This is a genomic window from Streptomyces sp. NPDC028298, assembly GCF_055565895.1.
Genome location: NZ_JBVHTL010000006.1, coordinates 441,426 through 461,867, shown reverse-complemented (window position 1 = coordinate 461,867; position 20,442 = coordinate 441,426). Strand labels below are relative to the sequence as shown.

Below are 20,442 nucleotides of genomic sequence, written 5' to 3'. Positions count from 1 at the left end.
TGCCACCGGGGTCCCGCGGTGCCGGGGATGGGCATCCGGCCGGCCGGCGCCTCGGCGCCGGAGTCGGCGTGCGGCCGCGTCGGGGTCAGCGGTGCAGGTGCCTGCCGCAGTGCGGCCACGGGGTCGCCCCGCGGCGCATGTACAGCTTCTTGGCCCTGCTGGTCTGTTCCGCGGCCGGCGCGTCCTGGGGGCGCCCGCTGCCGCCGAGGGTGTGCCAGGTGCGGGTGTCGAACTGGTAGAGGCCGCCGTAGGTGCCGGAGGGATCCACGGCGCCGGGCCGGCCGCCGGACTCGCAGGCGGCGAGGCCCGCCCAGTTCAGGTGGTCGGCGCCGCCGCGGGACGGGGGATGCGGCTTCGTGCCGACCCTGACCGTCCGGGGCTGCGGCTGCCGCACCACCTCGGAGGCCTCCAGCCGGGGCCGCTGCTTGACGCCGTTGACCGTGCGCAGGGTGTAGGTGAGGCGCCGGGCCCCGTACCTGCCGGGGTCATCGACGACCTCGACGCCCTGGAACAGCGAGTCGTCGTCCGCCCGCCGCACCTCGAACGGGATCCGTTCCTCGCGGACCTCCCTGGCCCCGGTGACCCGCAGGACGGTGACGGTCTGCCCGTCCCGCGGGAAGCTCCCGGCCGGTACGGAGGTCATGTCCTGTCCGTGCAGGGTGATCCCGGCCTCCCGCACGGCCTCCGCGACGCTCGCCGCGTTGGTGCGGATCGTCCGGGCCCGGCCGTCGGCCATGATCGTGACCGCGCGTTCGGTCCGTACGTCGAGCTCCAGCCCTTCGCGCCCGATGCGCCGGGAGCGCGAGGCCGACAGATGGGCGCCCTCGGCGCGCACCCCCAGTTGGCCGAGCGCCCCGTCCACGGTGTGCGCCGTGGTCCACACCCTGCGCCGCTCCCCGTCGATGGTGAGGTGCACCGGGCGCCCGTAGCGCACGGCGACCTCGTCCCCGCTGGCGAGGGCGGTGCCGGGGGCCGGCGCGACCATGTCGTGGGGGCCCACCTTCACGCCCTCGTCGGCGAGCAGTTCCGTCACGTCGTCCGCGAAGGTGTGCAGGGTGCGCGGTCTGCCGTCGACGCTGAGCTCGATCGCCTTGTCGTTGGCGACGAACGCGGAGGTGCCGCCGGCCAGGAAGGCCACGACCAGGGCCTGCGGGATCAGCCGGCGCAGGGCCTGGGCCTCGGGGCGCTCGGAGCCCCGCTTGCGCCGGGCCGCGCGCCGCGCCTCGGCCCGGCCGCCCGTACCGCGCCCGGCCTCCCGCCCGCCGGGAGTGCCGTCCCACGGGGTGCCGCCGACCGGGGTGTCCGGCAGCGGGCGCGGCAGACGGGGCTCGGTCGGCGCGTCGGGCGCGACGCGCACGGTGCGGCCACCCCGGGCGCCGGGCACGCCCTGTACGCCGTACGGCGGGGTTCGGGGCGCCTCCGGCACCGCGGGCCCGACGACGGGCGGCGCGTAGGCGGGGCCCCAGGACTCGGGGGAGACGGCGGCGTACGGCTGCTCGTGGGCCGGGTGCTCCGGATGGCCGGTGTGCTCGCCGTACCCTCCGTACCCGCCGGAGAAGCCTTCGCGGCCGGGGTGACCCTCTTGGCCGGGGTGCCCCTGGTGACCGGGGTAGGCCTCCTGCCCGGCATGCCCGGGATGGATGGGATGGACGGGATGGACGGCGCGCGTCTCGTGGTCCGGGTACGCCCGGTGACCGGAGGCCGGCCCCGCCCCGTACCCCCGGTACTCCCCGTGACCGCCGGAGCCGTCCTGGGAGACGGCTCCGGCCGGCCCGAATCCGGCGGACGCGTCAGCCCCGTCGAACACTCCCGGCGGTCCGAACACCCCCGGCGGTCCGAACACTCCGGGCGGTCCGAACACTCCGGGCGGTCCGGCCATGCCGAGCGGGGCCGCCACGGTGGGCGCGCCGGCCACGGCGGCGGCGCCGGTGACGAGGGTCGTGGCCTCGGGGCCACCGTTCGGTCCGTACGTCTTGTACGGCTCGTACCGCGAGCTGCTCACGACGACACGCTCCAGGGTCCGGATCGGGCGACCAGAACCTAGCGGAGCGATCGTCACTCTCCCAAGCAACGCGGCTACGCTGTGTCGCGACACTCCCTCGCCGAAGACACCTGACCGGCCGTGGAAAACCCCCGGAACCGTTACGGGTCAGTAATCGAACGCGCGCGCGGTGTTGGCGGAGATCGAGGTCGCCAGGGTGTCCTCGTCGATCCCCCGCACCGCGGCCATGGCGCGCACCGTGACCGGAATGAGATACGGGGCGTTGGGCCGTCCGCGGTACGGCGCGGGGGTCAGGAAGGGCGCGTCGGTCTCGACGAGGACGAGTTCGAGCGGGGCCACGGCCAGCGCGTCGCGCAGCGGCTGGGCGTTCTTGAAGGTCATGTTGCCGGCGAAGGACATGAAGTATCCGGCGCGGGCGCAGATCTCGGCCATCTCGGCGTCGCCGGAGTAGCAGTGGAAGACGGTCCGTTCCGGGGCGCCCTCCTCCGCGAGGACGCGCAGGACGTCGGCGTGGGCGTCGCGGTCGTGGATGACCAGGGCCTTCCCGTGCCGCTTGGCGATCTCGATGTGGGCGCGGAAGGAGCGCTCCTGCGCCTCCTTGCCCTCGGGCCCGGTGCGGAAGTGGTCGAGGCCCGTCTCGCCGACGCCCTTCACGTGCGGCAGCGCGGCGAGCCGGTCGATCTCGGCGAGCGCCTCGTCCAGGGCCCCGTCGCCGCCCGGTACGCGCGCTCCCTGCCGTGACCAGCCGTCGGGGTCGCCGAGCACGATGCGGGGTGCCTCGTTCGGGTGCAGGGCGACGGTGGCGTGGACGGCGTCGTGCGTGGCCGCCGTCTCGGCCGCCCAGCGGGAGCCCTTCACGTCGCAGCCGACCTGGACGACCGTCGTCACGCCGACGGAGGCGGCCTTGGCGAGGGCGTCCTCGACCGTGCCGGACTGCATGTCGAGGTGGGTGTGGGAATCGGCCACGGGCACGCGCAGCGGCTCGGGGAGCGGCGGCGCGGCGTTCTTGTCGGCGGCGGAGGAGGCGGAAGGCATGCCCCGATCCTACGAAGGGGGCATGCCCGGCCTCACCTCGCGGGGAGCGGGCAGGCCGTCCCTGGAGTACCGCCCGGGAGCAAGCGGGCCGTCCCGGTGGTCCCGCCGCCCAGGCCGGTGGTCCCGCCCGGCGGGGTCAGCCCGCCCGGCGGTGCTGGAACGGGTGCAGCAGGTCCGACAGGTGCCAGTGGTGCGGCTCCTTCGGGGTGTCGGCGGAGGACTCGGCCCGGGTCTCCCCCTCCGCGCCGTCCTCGGACCGGCGCGCGGGCACGGGCTTGCGGGTGCCGTGGGTCGCGGAGCGCATCGAGTCGAGGGCGAAGGACACCTGGCCGGCGCGCATGATGCGCACCACGTGACTGTCGCAGTTCAGGCAGGTGGGCCGGCTGAGCGGAGACGGCACGACCTCGCCGTCCGCCACGTACACGACGTACTCGGAGCCTTCCGTGTCGCGGTGGTGCTCGATCTCGTAGGACTGCTCCCAGCCGTGCCCGCAGCGCATGCAGGCGAAGGAATACGATTCGTGGACGACGGCCGTCGCCGTGCCGCGATGCCTGGTCTGTTCGGTGACCTGACCGGCGGCGCCGCCCCCGGTCCGTCCTGTGGTCTCACTCATGCCAGCCGCTCCTCTTGTCCGCTGGACAAGCACCCCCGTCGGCGAATTCCCCCGGAATTCCACCGGTTCGCCGGAGGCGAGGGACGGGTACGTCCCTTCGTCCAGTGGACGCCTCTCCCGGCCCGAACGCATCCGGCCTGCCGAGTGTTGGAGCCGTCTTGGCCTTTCCTTGTCGGAAGGCTCCTGTCACGCGGCCTGATCTTTGCTTTTCACGATAGTCCTTTGCCCTTCTATGGGCCGCTTCGTTCGGCGTTCTTTGCCGCCACGACCGCATCGAAGACGTCCCGCTTGGGAATCCCCGCTTCGGCGGCGACGGCGGCGATGGCCTCCTTGCGCCGCTCCCCCGCCTCCTCGCGCACCCGCACCCTGCGCACCAGCTCACCGGCGTCCAGTTCCTCGGCGCCCTTCTCGGGGGCGCCCTCGACGACGACGGTGATCTCGCCGCGGACCCCCTCGGCGGCCCAGGCGGCCAGCTCGCCCAGCGGGCCGCGCTTGACCTCCTCGTACGTCTTGGTCAGTTCGCGGCAGACGGCGGCGCGCCGCTGGGTGCCGAAGACCTCCGCCATGGCGGCGAGGGTGTCGTCGAGCCGGTGGGGCGCCTCGAAGTAGACGAGCGTGCGGCGCTCCTCGGCGACCTCCCGCAGCCGGGACAGCCGCTCACCGGCCTTCCTGGGCAGGAAGCCCTCGAAGCAGAAGCGGTCCACGGGCAGGCCGGACAGCGCGAGCGCGGTGAGCACGGCGGAGGGGCCGGGGACGGCGGTGACCTTGATGTCCTTCTCGACCGCGGCCGCGACGAGCCGGTAGCCGGGGTCCGACACGGACGGCATCCCGGCGTCGGTCACCAGCAGCACCCGCGCCCCGCCGACGAGCGCCTCGACGAGTTCCGGGGTCCGGGCGGCCTCGTTCCCCTCGAAGTACGACACGATCCGCCCCGTCGGCTGGACGCCGAGGGCCTGGGTGAGCCGGCGCAGCCTGCGGGTGTCCTCGGCGGCGACGACATCGGCCCCGGTCAGTTCGGCGGCGAGCCGTGGCGGCGCGTCCGAGATGTCGCCGATGGGAGTGCCTGCCAACACAAGGATTCCTGTCACGGTCCCATCCTCGCAGGGGTGCGGCCCGACAAGCTCATCCGACCGGAAGGGGCCCATGCACGGGACTCCCACAGACCTGTTCCCTACGATGGCGCGGTGACCAGTACCGCGTCCTCCACGGACACCCGGCAGGGGCAGGGCCAGGCCGCCGACGCTCGGCGGCCGTCGTGGCAGCAGCGGCTGCGCCGATTCGGCTACACGGCGCCGCCCCGAAGTGATGTGCGCGACCGGCTCGTACCGCCGTACGCCCAGCCAGGCCCGGGTATCTGGGCCGCGCTCGGGCTGCGTCAGGGAGTCGCCGACCGTTTCAACCGCTGGTCGGGCTGGGTGGGCCCGCTCCTGGTGACCCTGCTCGCCGGGTTGCTGCGGTTCTGGAACCTGGGCAGCCCCAAGGCGGTGATATTCGACGAGACGTACTACGCGAAGGACGCCTGGGCACTCTTCCACCGCGGCTACGAGGTCAACTGGACGAAGGACGCCAACGACCTGATCCTTCGGAGCAACGGGCATGTGAAGATCCCGACCGACGCCGCGTATGTCGTGCACCCGCCGATCGGGAAGTACGTCATCGGGCTCGGCGAGTGGATGTTCGGCTTCAACCCCTTCGGCTGGCGCTTCATGACGGCGCTGCTCGGCACCCTGTCGGTGCTGCTGCTGTGCCGGATCGGGCGCCGCCTGTTCCGCTCGACGTTCCTCGGCTGCCTCGCGGGGCTGCTGATGGCGGTGGACGGTCTGCACTTCGTGATGAGCCGCACCTCGCTGCTCGACGGTGTGCTGATGTTCTTCGTGCTGGCGGCCTTCGGCTGTCTGGTGGTGGACCGGGACAAGGCGCGGGCGAGACTGGCGGAGGCGCTGCCGGTCGACGAGAACGGTGTCGTCCGCCCCGACGCCCACATCGCGGAGACGACCCGTCTCGGCTGGCGGCCCTGGCGCTGGACGGCGGGCCTCATGCTGGGCCTGGCCATCGGCACCAAGTGGAACGGGCTGTACGTCCTCGCCGCGTTCTGCGTGATGGCGGTCCTGTGGGACGTGGCCTCGCGCCGGGTCGCGGGCGCCCGGCACCCCTACACGGCGGCTCTGCGGCACGACACCGGCATCACCTTCCTGGCGACGGTCCCGGTCGCCCTGGCCGTCTACCTGGTCTCCTGGACCGGCTGGATCCTGTCGCCGGACAACGGCAAGGGCGGCTACTTCCGCAACTGGGCCGTGACGGACGGCAAGGGCGGCAACTGGACCTTCCTGCCGGACTGGCTGCGCAGCCTGTGGCACTACGAGCACGAGGTCTACAAGTTCCACGTCGGCCTGTCGTCGCCGCACACCTACCAGTCCAACCCGTGGAGCTGGATCGTCGCGGGCCGCCCGGTCTCGTACTTCTACGAGTCCCCGCTGCCCGGCAAGGACGGCTGCCCCGCCGACGCCGGCGACAAGTGCGCCCGCGAGGTGCTGGCGCTCGGCACGCCCCTGCTGTGGTGGGCCGCCTGCTTCGCGGTCCTGTACGTGCTGTGGCGCTGGGCCTTCCGCCGCGACTGGCGGGCGGGCGCCATCGCCTGCGGCATCGCGGCCGGCTACCTCCCCTGGTTCCTGTACCAGGAGCGCACGATCTTCTTCTTCTACGCGGTCGTCTTCGTCCCGTTCCTGTGTCTGGCCGTGACGATGATGATCGGCGCGATCCTCGGCCCACCCGGCTCCGGAGAACGCCGCCGAGTGATCGGCGCAGCAGGAGCCGGCGTCCTGGTCCTCCTGATCCTGTGGAACTTCATCTACTTCTGGCCCCTGTACACGGGCACGGCGATCCCTATCGAACAGTGGCGGTCCAGGATGTGGCTGGACACGTGGGTCTAGCCGGACGGACACACCACGGGGGGCGCGGCCGCGAGCCGCGCCCCCCGTGGCCGTCGGCGGCTAGGGCTTGTCCGCTTCCTGCGGATCGGCGATCTCAGGTCGTCGGCTCGACCGGATCAGCACGGCACCGAGGAACAACGGCCCCGACCCGGTCGCCGGCCCCAACCCGGGGATCGGGTCGGTGAACAGCTCGATGAGGCGCCCGGTCAAGACCATGCTGAGGGCCATCAGCAGCGCTCCCCAGCCGTAGAGGCGAGGGCGCTCGACCCTCGGTCGGATTCTGGGGAGCACCCACCCGAAGGTGATCGCCGCGACGCCGAGGGCGACGCCCACCGACGCCATCAGCGCCATGAATGTCGTGAAGCAGATGAAGAGCAGGTGCACGGTTCCCCCCGTCACGCGCCGAATCCCCGACGAAACGTGGCGCGATCATTACAGCCCTCGGCGCCGCGCGTCCACGCCTCGCGCAGGCCGCCGCCGCACCTGACGCTTCACCGTCGGTCAGCCTCGGACGATCAGCACGGCGATCCTCTCGTCGACCCGACCTCCCGGTGAGGCCGCGGCAAGGGGATCACGGATGTGGCTGGATTCGTGGGTTCCGGGTGGGGTGGGTGGCTGGAATGGGTCCGTGGGACACGTCCGTGAACGGTGTTCGTGGATGCGGCCGTTTTCGTGGCTAACGATTCGGCGAAGGTCTGCACCACCAGCCCCTCCCGCGCCTAGAGTGCAGCATGCACCGACTTTTCTGAACGCGTTCAGAAGTTCGGAGAAGGGGTCACGGGGAGGGGTCGCGCGATGCGCAAGGGGGCCAGGGCTGCCGTCATAGGCAGCGTGTTCGCGGTGATGGTGGGCGGCGCCGGGTACGGCGCCTACAACGTGGTGACGGCGGTCAGCGGGGACGGCGGCACGGGAGCCGGCGGGCCCGCGGCGGTGAAGACCGGGCCGCCGAGCGGCGCCGAGGTCAAGGAGACCAGCCGCGCCTTCTTCGCCGCCTGGGAGAAGGGCGAAGCGGCCAAGGCGGCCGCGCTGACGAACTACGCGACGAACGCCGAGGGCCTGCTCGCCGGCTACCGCGACGACGCGCATCTGACCGACGTGAAGATCACCCCGGGTGCCGCCTCCGGGGCCCGGGTGCCGTTCTCCGTCAAGGCCACGGTGTCCTACGACGGGAAGAGCGAGCCGTTCGCGTACGACTCCGAACTGACCGTCGTGCGCGGCGAGACCACCGGCAAGGCCCTGGTCGACTGGAAGCCCTCCGTCGTCCACCCGGAGCTGAAGGACGGCGACACGCTGGTCACGGGCGAGTCGGCGAGCCCGGCGATCGAGGCCGTGGACCGGAACAACGTTGTCCTGACGAAGGAGAAGTACCCCTCCCTGGGGCCGATCCTGGACGCGCTCCGGGCGAAGTACGGCGACAAGGCGGGCGGCACACCCGGCATCGAGCTGTCGATCCGGCACGGCGCCGAGGGCACCGGCGGCGACACGACCCTGGTCACCCTCGCCAAGGGACGGCCGGGCAGGGTCCGTACGACACTCAGCGCGAACGCCCAGGCCGCGGCCGAGAAGGCCGTCACCCGGTACGCCGAGTCCTCCGTGGTGGCGGTCAAGCCCAGCACCGGAGAGGTGCTCGCCGTCGCCAACCACCGCTCGGACGGCTTCAACGCGGCCTTCCTCGGCAAACTCGCGCCCGGCTCCACGATGAAGATCATCAGCGCGGCGACCCTCATCGACAACGGCATCACGACGGCGAACGGGCCCGCGACCTGCCCCGACACCGCGGTCTGGCAGAGCCAGACCTTCCACAACCTCACCGGCATGAAGCCGCAGGAGAACGCCACCCTCTCCGACAGCTTCTCGCGCTCCTGCAACACCGCCTTCGTGAAGTACGCGGACGACGTGAAGGTCGACTCCCTCACCAACGAGGCCCAGCAGCGCTTCGGACTGGGCCAGAACAACTGGAAGACCGGCATCGAGTCCTTCGACGGCTCGGTGCCCGCCTCCGGCGGCCCGGACACGGCGGCCAACATGATCGGCCAGGGCCAGGTCCAGATGAGCCCGCTGAACATGGCGTCGGTCACCGCCACCGCGATGACGGGCGCGTTCCGGCAGCCGGTCATCGTGCCGCGCTCCCTGGACGGCCGTGAACTGGCCACCGCGAAGGGCCTGTCCTCCGGTACGGTCGCCCAGCTCCGCGCGATGATGAACCGCACGGCCGTCAGTGGCACCGCGGCCCAGGTCATGGCGGGACTCGGCGGCAGCATCGGGGCCAAGACCGGTTCCGCCGAGGTCGACGGCCAGGCCAAGTCCAACAGCTGGTTCACCGGGTACCGCAACGACATCGCGGCCGCCGCCATGACGCAGGAGGGCGGCCACGGCGGGCAGGCGGCCGGCCCGATCGTCGCAGCTGTGCTACGAACGGGCGGCTGAAGTCGCTCCGCACAGGACGGGACCCTAGGGTGGTGCCTCTCGTTGAGGAGCGAGAGGCACGGGGGCATCAGAGGGCACCACGGGGCACCAGGGGACGGCGGAGGACACAGGGCAGTGGGCAAGAGAAGGCGCGTCGCCGAGAGACCGAAGACGAAGCAGCCCGCCGTGCTCGGCGGGGTGATCGCCGTCGCCGTCGTCGGCGTGGCCCTGGGTGCCTACAGCCTCTACGGCAGCGGGGCGTCGGCCGACGAGGGGACCACGGCCACCACCCGCAAGGCCGTCAAGACGGGCCCGCTGTCGGCCGCCGAGGTCACCATGGCGTCCACCACGTTCCTGAAGGCCTGGCAGAGCGGCGACGTCACCCGGGCGGCCGCGGCGACCGACGACTCGGCCGCCGCCACCACCACGCTGACCGGCTTCGGCAAGGACGCCCGCATCAGCGGAGTGACCCTGACCGCCGGCAAGCGCTCGGGCGCCGACATCCCCTTCACCGTCAAGGGCACCGTCACCTACAAGGGCATGACCAAGCCCCTGTCGTACTCCACGAAGCTGACGGTCGTGCGGCGGGCGAAGGACGGCGTGGCCCTGGTGGGCTGGAAGCCGTCCGTGGTCCACCCCGACCTCCAGGACGGCGACCGGCTGGTGACCGGCGAGGCCGGGACGCCGCCGGTCACCGCCATCGACCGGCACGGCGGTGAGCTGACCGCCGCCAAGTACCCCTCCCTGGGCACGGTCCTCGACGGGCTGCGCGAGAAGTACGGCAAGACGGCCGGCGGCAAGGCCGGCATCGAGCTGCGCGTGGTCCGCAAGGCCGCGGCCAAGGGTGCCCAGAAGACCCCCGACAAGACCCTGCTGACGCTCAGCGCGGGCACGCCGGGCAAGGTCCAGACGACACTGAGCCCGACCCTCCAGGCGGAGGCCGAACGTCTGGTGGCCGCCAAGCCGAAGGCGTCGGTGGTCCTGATGCGCCCCTCGACGGGCGAGATCCTCGCCGTCGCGAACAGCGGCCACGGCTTCAACACCGCGTTCCAGGGCTCCCTCGCGCCCGGCTCCACGATGAAGGTCATCACGGCGTCGATGCTCTTCGAGAAGGGCCTCGCCTCGCCCGACAAGCCGCACCCGTGCCCCAAGACGGCGACGTACGGCGGCTGGAAGTTCCACAACGACGACGACTTCGAGATCAAGAACGGCACGTTCAAGGCGAGCTTCGCGCGCTCCTGCAACACGGCCTTCATCACCCAGGCCGAGAAGCTGAAGGACGACGACCTGACCAAGCAGGCCCAGCAGGTCTTCGGTCTGGGCCTGAACAACTGGGCCATCGGCGTGCCCTCGGCGGACGGCTCGGTGCCGGTGCAGAGTGCCGCGCAGATGGCCGCCGAGCTGATGGGCCAGGGCGGGGTCCGCATGAACCCGCTGAACATGGCGTCGGTCGCCTCCACCGTCCAGTCCGGCACCTTCCACCAGCCCTACCTGGTCGCCCCGTCGGTCGACCACCGCACCCTGGCCAAGGCGTCCCGCACGATGTCCGCGACCACGCTCGCCCAGCTCCGCGAGGTCATGCAGTACACGGCCGCCGCGGGCACCGCCGCCGAGGCCATGGCCGGACTCGGCCCCGACTACGGCGCCAAGACCGGCTCCGCCGAGGTCGACAACCAGAAGCAGCCCAACGGCTGGTTCACCGCGTGGAAGGGCGACCTGGCGGGAGCCGGCGTCGTCCAGCAGGGCGGCCACGGCGGCAGCACGGCGGGCCCGATCGTGGCGGCCCTCCTGAAGGCAGGCAACGGCGGCTGACACCCGCCCGCGGAACGCGGCGTCCCTCGTCGGCGCTCCGTTGTGGAGGTTCTGGTGGGACTGAGGCGGGAGTCCGGGCGGACGCTCGGGGCCCGGTCGCATGGGGTGTACACCGACCGCTAGCGTGCCGTGCATGAACGTCACCGATGAGAACGCCGGCGAGGGTCCCTCCTCCGTCGCGAGCGACACCGACCCCCGTTTCGCCGAGGCGCTGCGGGAGCTGGGCCTCGGCGAGGTGATCGGGCGGGTCCGGCGCTTCCCGGACACGGCCCGCACCACCGCCGAGGCAGCCGCGGCGATCGGCTGCGAGCCGAGCCAGATCTGCAAGTCGCTGTTCTTCGCGGCGGACGGGGCCCCGGTCCTGGTGCTGCTGGACGGCTCGGCGCACGTCGGCATGGAGCTCGTACGACGGGAACTGGGCGCCGCGAAGCTCACCCGGGCCGGGGGCCGGCTCGTACGGGAGTCGACCGGATACGGGCCCGGTGCCGTCCCGCCCTTCGGGCACCTCACGGACATCCGTGTCCTGGTGGACCGTTCGGTGCTCGGTCACGACACGGTGTGGACCTCGGCGGGCACCCCGTTCAGCGTCTTCCCGATGGACCCGGAGAGTCTGATCGCGCACGCGGGCGCCACGGTGGTGGATGTGCGCGAGCCGATCGCGTGACGCCGCTCGTCGCCGCGGCCGTCCTGCTGGCCGCGGTCACGCACGCGGGCTGGAACGCGCTCGCGCACCGCATCGAGGACAAGCTCGTCGGCTTCACGCTGATCGCGGGCGGCGGGGTGCTGCTCGGCCTGGCCATGGCGCCGTTCGTCGCGCTCCCCTCGTCCGGGGCCTGGCCGTACCTGCTCGTCTCGGCCGCCATCCACGTCGCGTACATGATGCTGCTGATGCGCTCCTTCCGGCTCGGCGACTTCGGGCTGGCGTATCCGATCGCGCGCGGCTCCGCTCCGCTCGTCGTCACGGTGCTGGCGGCCCTGTTCGCGCACGAGGTGCCCGACCGCTGGGCAGCCTCGGGCGTCGCGCTGTCCTGCGCGGGCCTGACGGGGGTCGCGCTGTGGGGGCTGCGCGGCCGGCGCCCCGACTGGGCCGCGATCGGCGCCGCGCTCGCGACCGGCGTGGCGATCGCCGCGTACACGGTCGTCGACGGCCTGGGCGTGCGCGCCTCCGGGACCTCCCTCGGCTACATCGCCTGGCTGATGACCGCGCAGGGCGTGGCCGTCCCGGCATACGCGCTGTACCGCTGGCGCGGCGGGACGCTCGCACGTCTACGGCCGCACGCCGCCGTGGGCCTCCTCGGCGCCGCGCTCTCGGTCGCGGCCTACGGCCTGGTGCTGTGGGCCCAGACCCGCGCCGCGCTGGCACCGGTCGCGGCGCTGCGGGAGTCCTCGATCATCGTCGGGGCGGCCATCGGCGCGGTCTTCTTCAAGGAGCGGTTCGGCGCGCCCCGGATCGCGGCGGCGGGACTCCTGGTCGTGGGGATAGGGCTGATGCTGCACGCGGGGGCCGGGTAGGCGGTCGCGTGCGGGCCGTTGTCAGTGGGTCCCCGTAGTGTGCGAAGCCGAGGCCGGACGGAGCTGCCCCCGCGCGGGGCCCGCGGCACAGGGGGGTGGGTAAAGGGGTAGCGCCCCGGAAGCCGTCCCGGGCGTGAATCGAGGCAAGCCGCACCCCACCCCCCTCCTCCGGCCGCTGATCCGGCCGGGGCGTGACCGGCCGGCGGCCACACGGCGACTACGCCGCGGTGGCCGCGCGCAGCGCCCGTATCAGGGCCTGGGCCCGCGGGTCCGCCGTCACGCTCTTGCGGAAGCCGTTGGTGACGTAGCCGAAGGCGATGCCGGACTCGGGGTCGGCGAAGCCGAGGGCGCCGCCTCGGCCGGGGTGGCCGAAGGAGCCCGGGGAGAGCAGCGGCGACGCCCCGCCATGGAGCATGTAGCCGAGGCCGAAGCGGGTGTTGACGACGAGGACACGGTCGGGTCCCGCGGACTGCTCCGAGCGCGCGGCCGCCAGCGTCTCCGGTGTGAACAGCCGGACGCCGTCCACCTCTCCGATCAGGGCGGCGTAGAAGCGGGCGAGGCCGTCGGCGGTGGCGATGCCGTTCGAGGCGGGCAGGACGGCGGCGCGGTAGGCGGGGTCGTTCTCGTCGGGCATCGGGGTGATGGCCGCGAAGGCGCGGCGGGTGAGGCTGCCGGGGTCGGCGTAGGCGTCGGAGACCGCGCGCTTGGGGCGGGTCTTGAGGCCGCCCGGCGTGGCCGGTGCCTCGGTCTGCGCGACCCGGCCCACCCGGCCGGCCACCGATTCGGGAAGCCCGACCCACAGGTCGAGGTCCAGGGGCCCGGCCAGCTCGTCCGCGATCCACCGGCCGATCGTGCGCCCGGTGACGCGCCGGACCAGCTCGCCGGTCAGCCAGCCGTACGTCTGCGCGTGGTACCCGTGCTCGGCCCCGGGCTCCCAGGCGGGCGTCTGGGCGGCCACCGCCGCGGCCGTCAGGTCGGGGTCGGCGGCCTCGGCGGGGGTGAGCGGGCGGTCGACGGCGGGGACGCCGGCCCGGTGCGCGAGCAGATGCCGTACGCGCGTGTGCTCCTTGCCGTGGGCCTTGTACTCGGGCCAGTAGGCACCGACCGGGGCGTCCGGGTCGAGCTGTCCCCGCTGGGCGAGCAGCAGGAGTACGGCGGCGGCGACGCCCTTGGTCGCGGAGCGCACGATCTGCGCGGTGTCCCGTTCCCAGGGCTCGGTGCCGTCGACGTCACGGGTGCCGCCCCACAGGTCGACGACCTTGTGCCCGTCGCGGAACACGGTGACGGCGGCGCCCCGGTCCCCCAGCGTCGCGAAGTTGGCCGCGAACGCCTCCCTGACCGGTTCGAAGCCCTCCGCCACCGTGCCGTTCACATCCACGCCCGCGCTCCCTGTCGCCTCACACTGCCGATGGTGAGTCCAACACGCGTCCGCGGCCTTCGATTCCTAGGGAGGGCTAGCCCAGCAGGATCGTGACCTCGATGTTGCCGCGGGTGGCGTTCGAGTAGGGGCAGACCTCGTGCGCCGCGTCCACGAGCTTCGCCGCCACGTCCTCGTCGACGACGGGGAGCGAGACGCTCAGGGCGACCGCCAGTCCGTAGCCGCGCTGCTTGTTGGGGCCGATCCCGACCTTCGCCGCGACGGTGGACCCGGAGAGGTCGAGGCCGGCGCGGCGGCCGACCATGACCAGGGCGTTGTGGAAGCAGGCGCTGAATCCGGCGGCGAAGAGCTGCTCGGGGTTCGTGCCGTTGCCGTCGCCGCCCAGGGCCGGCGGCATCGCGACCTTCAGTTCGAGCTGCCCGTCCTGGCTGGTCACGAAGCCGCTGCGGCCGCCGTGCGCGGTGGCCTCGGCGACATACATGATCTTCGTCGGACGGGTGTCGACTACGGCGCCGTCGATCACGGCAGGACCTCCCCCGGAGCGGGCAACAGAAGCGCACACAGGCGCATCGCGCACAAATGTATCGTGCACAAGGTACCGGCCGGTATGCGCTCCGGGAAGCCTCGGGTGGCGACGAACGCTCAGCGCCCGCGTGCCGCCGCGCCCTCCGCCCGTTCGGCCAGCCGCCGCAGCTCCTCGCGCAGCCGCGCCACGTCGTCCTCGCTCAGCCCGGTCGCCGTCAGCAGCGCCTGCGGTACGTCCTCCGCGCGCTCCCTGAGCAGTTCGCCGCGCCCGGTGAGGGCGACCCGCACCGAGCGCTCGTCGCGCGCCGAACGCTCACGGCGTACGAACCCCGCCGACTCCAGCCGCTTGAGCAGCGGCGACATCGTGCCGTAGTCGAGGTGCAGGGCGGCGCCCAGTTCCTTGACCGTGGTCTCGCCGCGCTCCCACAGGACCAGCAGGACGAGGTACTGCGGATAGGTGAGGCCGAGCTCGTCCAGCAGCGGGCGGTAGGCCGCGGTCACGGCCCGCTGGGCGGCGTACAGCGCGAAGCACAACTGGTCGTCGAGCAGCAGCGACCCGGCCGGTGGCCCGACGTCCTCTTGTTTCGTCACGCCCCCATTGTCACGGAGCGCGGGTCGAACCCGAAGGGAAGCTCCAGACGATGGGTGCGCATGAGCTCGTCGTCGGAGAGCACCTCACCGGTCGTGCCGTCGGCGACGATCACGCCGTCGCTGAGGACGAGGGAGCGGGGGCACAGTTCGAGGGCGTACGGCAGGTCGTGCGTGACCATGAGCACCGTGACGTCCAACGAGCGCAGGATGTCCGCGAGTTCACGCCGGGAGGCGGGGTCGAGGTTGGAGGAGGGCTCGTCGAGGACGAGGATCTCCGGCTCCATCGCCAGCACCGTCGCGACGGCGACCCGGCGCCGCTGCCCGAAGGACAGGTGGTGCGGCGGGCGGTCGGCGAAGGCCTCCATGCCGACGCGCTCCAGCGCGGTGCGGACGCGTTCCTCCAGTTCCGCGCCCTTCATGCCCGCGGCGGCCGGCCCGAAGGCGACGTCCTCGCGCACGGTCGGCATGAAGAGCTGGTCGTCCGGGTCCTGGAAGACGATGCCGACCCTGCGCCGGATCTCCGCCATGTTCCGCTTGCCGACGGGGAGTCCGGCGACCGTCACCGTGCCGGCGCCGCCGGTCAGGATGCCGTTGAGGTGCAGGACGAGGGTGGTCTTCCCGGCGCCGTTCGGGCCGAGCAGGGCGACGCGCTCGCCGCGCCCGATCCGGAAGTCCACGCCGAACAGGGCCTGGTGCCCGTCCGGGTAGGCGAACGCGAGGCCGGAGACCTCCAGAGAAGTTGCGGCAGGCGTCACAGGATCCATCCCAACAGGCATACGACGAGGGCGGCGAACGGAAGGGCGAGGGCGTACGACCACTGTGCCCGGGACGCGGTCACCTCGTCGATGACGGGCATGGAACCGGCGTATCCCCGGCTCACCATGGCCAGGTGCACGCGTTCCCCGCGTTCGTAGGAGCGGATGAACAGGGCGCCCGCCGATTTCGCGAGCACCCCCCAGTGCCGCACCCCACTGGCCTCGAAGCCGCGCGACTCCCGGGCGATCCGCATCCGCCGCATCTCGTCGGTGATGACGTCGCCGTAGCGGATCATGAAGGAGGCGATCTGCACGAGCAGCGGCGGGAGCTTCAGCCGCTGGAGGCCGAGGAGCAGTTCGCGCAGTCCGGTCGTGGAGGCCAGCAGGACGGAGGCGGCGACGCCGAGGGTGCCCTTGGCGAGGACGTTCCAGGCGCCCCACAGGCCGTTGACGCTCAGGGACAGCCCCAGCACGTCCACCCGGTCGCCCTCCGCCACGAACGGCATGAGCACCGCGAACGCGACGAACGGGATCTCGATCAGCAGCCGGCGCAGCAGGACCCCCGCCGGTACGCGGGCCTGGTGCGCGACCACCGCCAGCAGCGCGGCGTACAGCGCGAACGCCCACATCGCCTCGCGCGGGGTGGAGACGACCACGACCACGAAGGCGAGGGTGGCGGCGAGCTTGGTGTGCGGCGGCAGGGTGTGCACGGGCGAGTGCCCGTGCACGTACAGCTTGTGGGCGTGTCCCGCTCCCACGTCAGACGGTTCCCGCCACGGAGGTGGGCGTGGAGTCGGCCGTACGGCGCCTGCGGACCGCCCAGAAGACACCGGTGCCCGCGACGACCGTGACACCGACGCCGATCACCCCGGCGAGACCGCCGGAGAGGCGGGCGTCGGAGATGTCCTTGACGCCGTAGCCGGCGAGCGGGGAGTCCTCGGAGGCGTGCGCCTTCGTCCTGGTGTCGATGCCCTTGTCCTTGGCGACCTTCTCCAGGCCGTCGGGGCTCGCGGAGGCGTAGAAGCTGACGAACCCGGCGAGGACGAGGGAGGTGACCAGGCCGGTGATCCACACCTTCCGGTGCGAGGAGCGGGCCGCGACCGGGGCGGGGGCGGCCGCGGGCGTGTCGACGAGCTCCCCGTTCACCCGCAGCTTGAGGCGCTGCTGGAGGCCGCGGGCGCCGTACACGAGGTCGGGCCGCACCGCGATGACGGCGCCGACGGTGAGCGCCGTGATCACGGCTTCGCCGATGCCGATGAGGACGTGGACGCCGACCATGGCCGTGGCGACCTTGGAGAGCGCGACGTCGGTGGTGCCGCCGATCGCGTAGATGAGGGTGAAGGCGACGGCGGCGGCCGGGACGGAGAGCAGCGCGGCGACGAAGGACGCGACGGTGACCGAGCGCCGCGTGCGGGGCAGCACCTTCACCAGGCCGCGGAAGACGGCGTACGCGACGACCGTGGTGACGATCGCCATGTCGGTGATGTTCACGCCGAGCGCGGTGAGCCCGCCGTCGGCGAAGAGGATGCCCTGCATGAGCAGGACGACGGAGACGCACAGGACGCCCGTGAAGGGGCCGACGAGGATCGCGGCCAGGGCACCGCCGAGCAGATGTCCGCTGGTCCCGGCGGCGACCGGGAAGTTCAGCATCTGCACGGCGAAGATGAAGGCGGCGACGAGGCCCGCGAGCGGCGCGGTCCGTTCGTCGAGTTCGCGGCGGGCACCTCGCAGGCTCACGGCGACGGCGCCTGCGGCGACCACACCCGTGACCGCGGAGACCGGGGCATTGATGAATCCGTCAGGTACATGCACCGTCCGATGATAGTGCCTTGTTGCGAACGACTTGCAAGAGCCAGGAAGTGCGAACAGCTTGCGACAGGCAGGCGTACGGAAGCGGTTCACGGCTGGTGGCCGGGTGTACGGGCGCGGTTCACCGGCTCCGGCGCCTCGGCCCTTCGGGGCGAATGTGGTCCGCGCACACATGCAAGCGCCGTGGCCGGGCAGGCGTCCTCTGAGGGAGGGTCACGGACGGCCGGAGAGCGGTTTCCGCGAGATGTGCGACATTGGAATGGTGACGGAATTCACATCTTCCACATAGGTGACGCAGCGTAAGGAGTCGGTTCATGCACGCCGTCGAACAGTACGCCCGCGCTCATATCGTGACGGACACCGCCGACTCCCTCGACGACGAACACCGGGCCGTCCCGGTGGCCCTCCGGTACGACCCGGAGGCGGACCCCCGCCTGGTCTGCGTCACGCTGCCCGGCCCGCACGAGTGGACCTTCGAGCGCGAGCTCCTGGAACGCGGTCTGCGTGTCCCGGTCGACAGCGGCGAGGTCCGGATCTGGCCGTGCGGCCGGGTCCAGGCCGTCCTGGAGTTCCACTCGGATCACGGGGTGGCGGTCGTGCAGCTCGACACGAAGGCGCTCATGCGGTTCCTCCGCCGTACGTACATGGCCGCCACGCCCGTGGCGCACTGAGGAACGCCGCATACGCGAGAGACCTCGCCGAGGCGTCGGCGAGGTCTCTCGTGTGAACGGTCCGGCCGGTCACGGCGGGAGCCGGGCCGGGCTCCGCGCGAACCGGGGCCGGGCTCGCGGGAGCCGGGGCCTGGCTGCGCGCGGGCCGCGGGTCAGACGCCGACCAGCTCCTTGTCGTGGTCCCCGTCGCGCGGCTTCTCGTCGAGCGCCCGCAGGCCCTCGCCCTCGACATCGACGTTCGGCAGCACGCGGTCGAGCCACTTCGGCAGCCACCAGGCCCGCTTGCCGAGCAGGGCGAGCACCGCCGGCACGAGGGCCATCCGGACGACGAACGCGTCGAAGAAGACGGCGATGGCGAGACCGAAGCCGATCATCTTGATCATCGACTCGCTGGAGCCGATGAACCCGGAGAACACGGCGATCATGATGACGGCGGCGGCCGTGACGACGCGGGCGCCGTGCTTGAACCCGGTGACGATCGCCTGACCGGGCTTCTCACCGTGGACGAAGGCCTCCCGCATGCGCGTCACGAGGAACACCTCGTAGTCCATGGCGAGACCGAAGACCACACCCACCATGAAGATCGGCATCATCGACATGATCGGGCCGGTCTCCTCGACGCCCATCAGGCCGGACAGCCAGCCCCACTGGAACACCGCGACGACCGCGCCGAGGGCCGCCGTCACGCTGAGCAGGAAGCCGAGGGCCGCCTTCAGCGGGACGAGGATCGAGCGGAAGACCACGATCAGCAGCAGGAAGGCGAGGCCGACCACGAGCGCGAGATACGGGATCAGCGCGTCGTTGAGCTTCTGCGAGAAGTCGATGTTCATGGCCGTGGAGCCGGTGACGAGCACGGTCGCGTCCGTCTCGGACGTGATGTCGGCACCGGTGCCGCGGATCTTGTGGACCAGGTCCTCGGTCGTGACGGAGGACGGCTTCGAGTCGGGGATCACCGTGATCATCGCGGTGTCCCCGGCCTTGTTGGGGGCCGCCGGGCTCACGCTCACGACACCCCTCATGTCCTTGATCTCGTCGCGGACCGTGCTGAACGCCGTCTTGGGCGCGTCGCTGGCCTTCGCGTCGACGACGACCATCAGCGGGCCGTTGAAGCCGGGCCCGAAGCCGTCCGAGAGCAGGTCGTAGGCGCGGCGCTGGGTGGTGGACACCGGCTGCGAGCCGTCGTCGGGCAGGCCGAGCTGGAGCGAGGCGGCCGGGACCGCGGCGGCACCGAGGCCGACCACGCCGAGCAGCAGCACCGCCAGCGGGCGGCGGACGACGAAGCTCGCCCAGCGCGTGCCCATGTTCGGCCTGCCCTGCTTCTTGGCGGCACGGCCGCCGCCGAGCAGCTTGCTCTTCTGGCCGGCCGGCTGGACCCGGCGGCCCGCGTAGCCGAGCAGCGCGGGGATCAACGTCAGGGCGATGAGGACCGCGAGGGCGACGGTGCCCGCCGCGGCGACACCCATCTTCGTGAGCATCGGGATGTTGACGACCGACAGCCCGACCAGCGCGATCACGACGGTCAGTCCGGCGAAGACCACGGCCGAGCCCGCCGTGCCGACGGCCCGTCCGGCCGCTTCCTCACGTTCGCGGCCCTCGGCCAGTTCGGCCCGGTAGCGCGAGACGATGAAGAGGGCGTAGTCGATGCCGACCGCCAGGCCGATCATCATCGCGAGGGTGGAGGTGGTGGACCCGAGGTCGAGCGCGCTGGCGAGCGCGGTGATCGTCGAGACGCCGATGCCGACGCCGATCAGCGCGGTCAGCAGCGGGAGTCCGGCCGCGATCAGGGAACCGAAGGTGATGACGAGGACGACCGCGGCGATCGCGATGCCGATGACCTCGCTGGAACCGGTCTCGGGCGTCGCCTGGAGCGCGTCACCGCCCACCTCGACGGTCAGCCCGGAGTGCCGGGCGTCCTCGGCGGCCGCCTTCAGGGCGTCCTTCGAGGCGTCCTTCAGCTCCATGCCGGAGACCTCGTACTTCACCGAGGCGTAGGCGATCGAGCCGTCCTTGCTCACGGCGTGGGCCTTGAACGGGTCGGTGACGGAGGTGACCTCGGAACCGGTGCCGAGCACCTTGACGGCCTTCTTGACCGCCGCCTTGTTGTCCTTGTCCGCCATCTTCTCGCCGGCGGGCGCCTTGAAGACGACCCGCGCGGTCGCCCCGTCGGCGCTCATTCCGGGGAAGCGGCTCTCCAGCAGGTCGAAGGCCTTCTGCGCCTCGGTGCCGGGGATCGAGAAGGAGGACGATCCCGCGACGGGCGCGGAGGCGGCGCCGACACCCGCGAGGGTCAGCAGCGCCACCCATATCAGGGCGGCGAAATGCCGACGCCGGAAGGCGAGTCGGCCGAGTTTGTAGAGGAACGTGGCCACGAGGGCGTACTCCCGGTCAGGTCGTGGAAGGGCA

The 20,442-nt window shown here is 72.2% G+C and carries 18 protein-coding genes; 6 read left to right on the top strand and 12 right to left on the bottom strand.

Annotation, left to right across the window (positions count from 1 at the left end):
* Positions 1-85: 85 nt before the first annotated feature.
* The 4 genes from ACZ4TO_RS27690 to rsmI form a co-directional block, all read right to left on the bottom strand.
* Entirely contained in the window at positions 86-1,426 is a 1,341-nt protein-coding gene (locus ACZ4TO_RS27690) for a ubiquitin-like domain-containing protein (protein ID WP_468025560.1), read from the bottom strand.
* A 723-nt stretch (positions 1,427-2,149) separates the two neighbouring features.
* Positions 2,150-3,037, bottom strand: coding sequence for a TatD family hydrolase (locus ACZ4TO_RS27685; RefSeq protein ID WP_468025503.1), 888 nt, complete (start codon positions 3,035-3,037; stop codon positions 2,150-2,152).
* Between the two features lie 136 nt (positions 3,038-3,173).
* On the bottom strand, positions 3,174-3,650 hold the full coding sequence (locus tag ACZ4TO_RS27680) for a protein kinase family protein (RefSeq protein ID WP_382791678.1): 477 nt from the start codon (positions 3,648-3,650) through the stop codon (positions 3,174-3,176).
* A gap of 230 nt (positions 3,651-3,880) precedes the next feature.
* Positions 3,881-4,738 carry a 16S rRNA (cytidine(1402)-2'-O)-methyltransferase gene (rsmI, locus tag ACZ4TO_RS27675; RefSeq protein WP_382791675.1) on the bottom strand — a complete coding sequence of 286 codons (858 nt, stop codon included), beginning with the start codon at positions 4,736-4,738 and terminating at the stop codon, positions 3,881-3,883.
* Between the two features lie 96 nt (positions 4,739-4,834).
* Here rsmI and ACZ4TO_RS27670 point away from each other — a divergent pair, with 96 nt between their 5' ends.
* Positions 4,835-6,580: a dolichyl-phosphate-mannose--protein mannosyltransferase gene (locus tag ACZ4TO_RS27670; RefSeq protein WP_468025502.1), complete on the top strand. Its 1,746-nt coding sequence runs from the start codon at positions 4,835-4,837 to the stop codon at positions 6,578-6,580.
* 60 nt (positions 6,581-6,640) lie between these two features.
* Here the strand turns inward: ACZ4TO_RS27670 and ACZ4TO_RS27665 are convergent, their stop codons facing one another.
* Positions 6,641-6,964: a hypothetical protein gene (locus tag ACZ4TO_RS27665; RefSeq protein ID WP_468025501.1), complete on the bottom strand. Its 324-nt coding sequence runs from the start codon at positions 6,962-6,964 to the stop codon at positions 6,641-6,643.
* A 411-nt stretch (positions 6,965-7,375) separates the two neighbouring features.
* Here ACZ4TO_RS27665 and ACZ4TO_RS27660 point away from each other — a divergent pair, with 411 nt between their 5' ends.
* The 4 genes from ACZ4TO_RS27660 (at position 7,376) to ACZ4TO_RS27645 (ending at position 12,310) form a co-directional block, all read left to right on the top strand.
* On the top strand, positions 7,376-9,007 hold the full coding sequence (locus tag ACZ4TO_RS27660) for a penicillin-binding transpeptidase domain-containing protein (RefSeq protein WP_468025500.1): 1,632 nt from the start codon (positions 7,376-7,378) through the stop codon (positions 9,005-9,007).
* A gap of 114 nt (positions 9,008-9,121) precedes the next feature.
* Entirely contained in the window at positions 9,122-10,798 is a 1,677-nt protein-coding gene (locus ACZ4TO_RS27655; RefSeq protein WP_468025499.1) for a penicillin-binding transpeptidase domain-containing protein, read from the top strand.
* Positions 10,799-10,931: 133 nt separating this feature from the next.
* A complete protein-coding gene (locus tag ACZ4TO_RS27650; RefSeq protein WP_382791661.1) occupies positions 10,932-11,462 on the top strand; it encodes a YbaK/EbsC family protein in 531 nt (176 codons plus the stop codon).
* Positions 11,459-12,310, top strand: coding sequence for an EamA family transporter (locus ACZ4TO_RS27645; protein ID WP_382791658.1), 852 nt, complete (start codon positions 11,459-11,461; stop codon positions 12,308-12,310). The genes ACZ4TO_RS27650 and ACZ4TO_RS27645 overlap by 4 nt, the downstream gene beginning before the upstream one ends.
* 217 nt (positions 12,311-12,527) lie before the next feature.
* Here ACZ4TO_RS27645 and ACZ4TO_RS27640 read toward each other — a convergent pair whose 3' ends face one another.
* The 6 genes from ACZ4TO_RS27640 to ACZ4TO_RS27615 form a co-directional block, all read right to left on the bottom strand.
* Positions 12,528-13,688, bottom strand: a complete 1,161-nt coding sequence (locus ACZ4TO_RS27640) for a serine hydrolase domain-containing protein (protein WP_468025498.1) — start codon at positions 13,686-13,688, stop codon at positions 12,528-12,530.
* Between the two features lie 76 nt (positions 13,689-13,764).
* Complete coding sequence (locus ACZ4TO_RS27635) at positions 13,765-14,169, bottom strand: organic hydroperoxide resistance protein (protein ID WP_382792071.1); 405 nt, start codon at positions 14,167-14,169, stop codon at positions 13,765-13,767.
* A 161-nt stretch (positions 14,170-14,330) separates the two neighbouring features.
* Positions 14,331-14,804 carry a MarR family winged helix-turn-helix transcriptional regulator gene (locus ACZ4TO_RS27630; protein WP_468025497.1) on the bottom strand — a complete coding sequence of 158 codons (474 nt, stop codon included), beginning with the start codon at positions 14,802-14,804 and terminating at the stop codon, positions 14,331-14,333.
* Positions 14,801-15,568 carry an energy-coupling factor ABC transporter ATP-binding protein gene (locus ACZ4TO_RS27625; protein WP_382791650.1) on the bottom strand — a complete coding sequence of 256 codons (768 nt, stop codon included), beginning with the start codon at positions 15,566-15,568 and terminating at the stop codon, positions 14,801-14,803. The genes ACZ4TO_RS27630 and ACZ4TO_RS27625 overlap by 4 nt, the downstream gene beginning before the upstream one ends.
* The gene (cbiQ, locus tag ACZ4TO_RS27620; RefSeq protein ID WP_468025496.1) at positions 15,556-16,317 is read right to left on the bottom strand and encodes a cobalt ECF transporter T component CbiQ; all 762 of its coding nucleotides are present in this window, start codon (positions 16,315-16,317) and stop codon (positions 15,556-15,558) included. Before cbiQ ends, ACZ4TO_RS27625 begins: the two co-directional genes overlap by 13 nt.
* A gap of 1 nt (position 16,318) precedes the next feature.
* Positions 16,319-17,371: an energy-coupling factor ABC transporter permease gene (locus tag ACZ4TO_RS27615; RefSeq protein ID WP_468025495.1), complete on the bottom strand. Its 1,053-nt coding sequence runs from the start codon at positions 17,369-17,371 to the stop codon at positions 16,319-16,321.
* A 311-nt stretch (positions 17,372-17,682) separates the two neighbouring features.
* On the opposite strand from ACZ4TO_RS27615, the gene ACZ4TO_RS27610 reads away from it, so the two are divergent.
* Positions 17,683-18,039 carry an SsgA family sporulation/cell division regulator gene (locus tag ACZ4TO_RS27610; RefSeq protein WP_382791642.1) on the top strand — a complete coding sequence of 119 codons (357 nt, stop codon included), beginning with the start codon at positions 17,683-17,685 and terminating at the stop codon, positions 18,037-18,039.
* 152 nt (positions 18,040-18,191) lie between these two features.
* Here the strand turns inward: ACZ4TO_RS27610 and ACZ4TO_RS27605 are convergent, their stop codons facing one another.
* Positions 18,192-20,408 carry an MMPL family transporter gene (locus tag ACZ4TO_RS27605; protein ID WP_468025494.1) on the bottom strand — a complete coding sequence of 739 codons (2,217 nt, stop codon included), beginning with the start codon at positions 20,406-20,408 and terminating at the stop codon, positions 18,192-18,194.
* Between the last annotated feature and the right edge of the window lie 34 nt (positions 20,409-20,442).

Excerpts from the sequence above, each read along its gene's own strand:
- ACZ4TO_RS27685 (WP_468025503.1), bottom strand. The coding sequence starts at position 3,037 with ATGCCTTCCGCCTCCTCCGCCGCCGACAAGAACGCCGCGCCGCCGCTC.
- ACZ4TO_RS27680 (WP_382791678.1), bottom strand. The coding sequence starts at position 3,650 with ATGAGTGAGACCACAGGACGGACCGGGGGCGGCGCCGCCGGTCAGGTC.
- ACZ4TO_RS27660 (WP_468025500.1), top strand. The coding sequence starts at position 7,376 with ATGCGCAAGGGGGCCAGGGCTGCCGTCATAGGCAGCGTGTTCGCGGTG.
- ACZ4TO_RS27650 (WP_382791661.1), top strand. The coding sequence starts at position 10,932 with ATGAACGTCACCGATGAGAACGCCGGCGAGGGTCCCTCCTCCGTCGCG.
- ACZ4TO_RS27635 (WP_382792071.1), bottom strand. The coding sequence starts at position 14,169 with ATGTATGTCGCCGAGGCCACCGCGCACGGCGGCCGCAGCGGCTTCGTG.
- ACZ4TO_RS27625 (WP_382791650.1), bottom strand. The coding sequence starts at position 15,568 with ATGGATCCTGTGACGCCTGCCGCAACTTCTCTGGAGGTCTCCGGCCTC.
- ACZ4TO_RS27610 (WP_382791642.1), top strand. The coding sequence starts at position 17,683 with ATGCACGCCGTCGAACAGTACGCCCGCGCTCATATCGTGACGGACACC.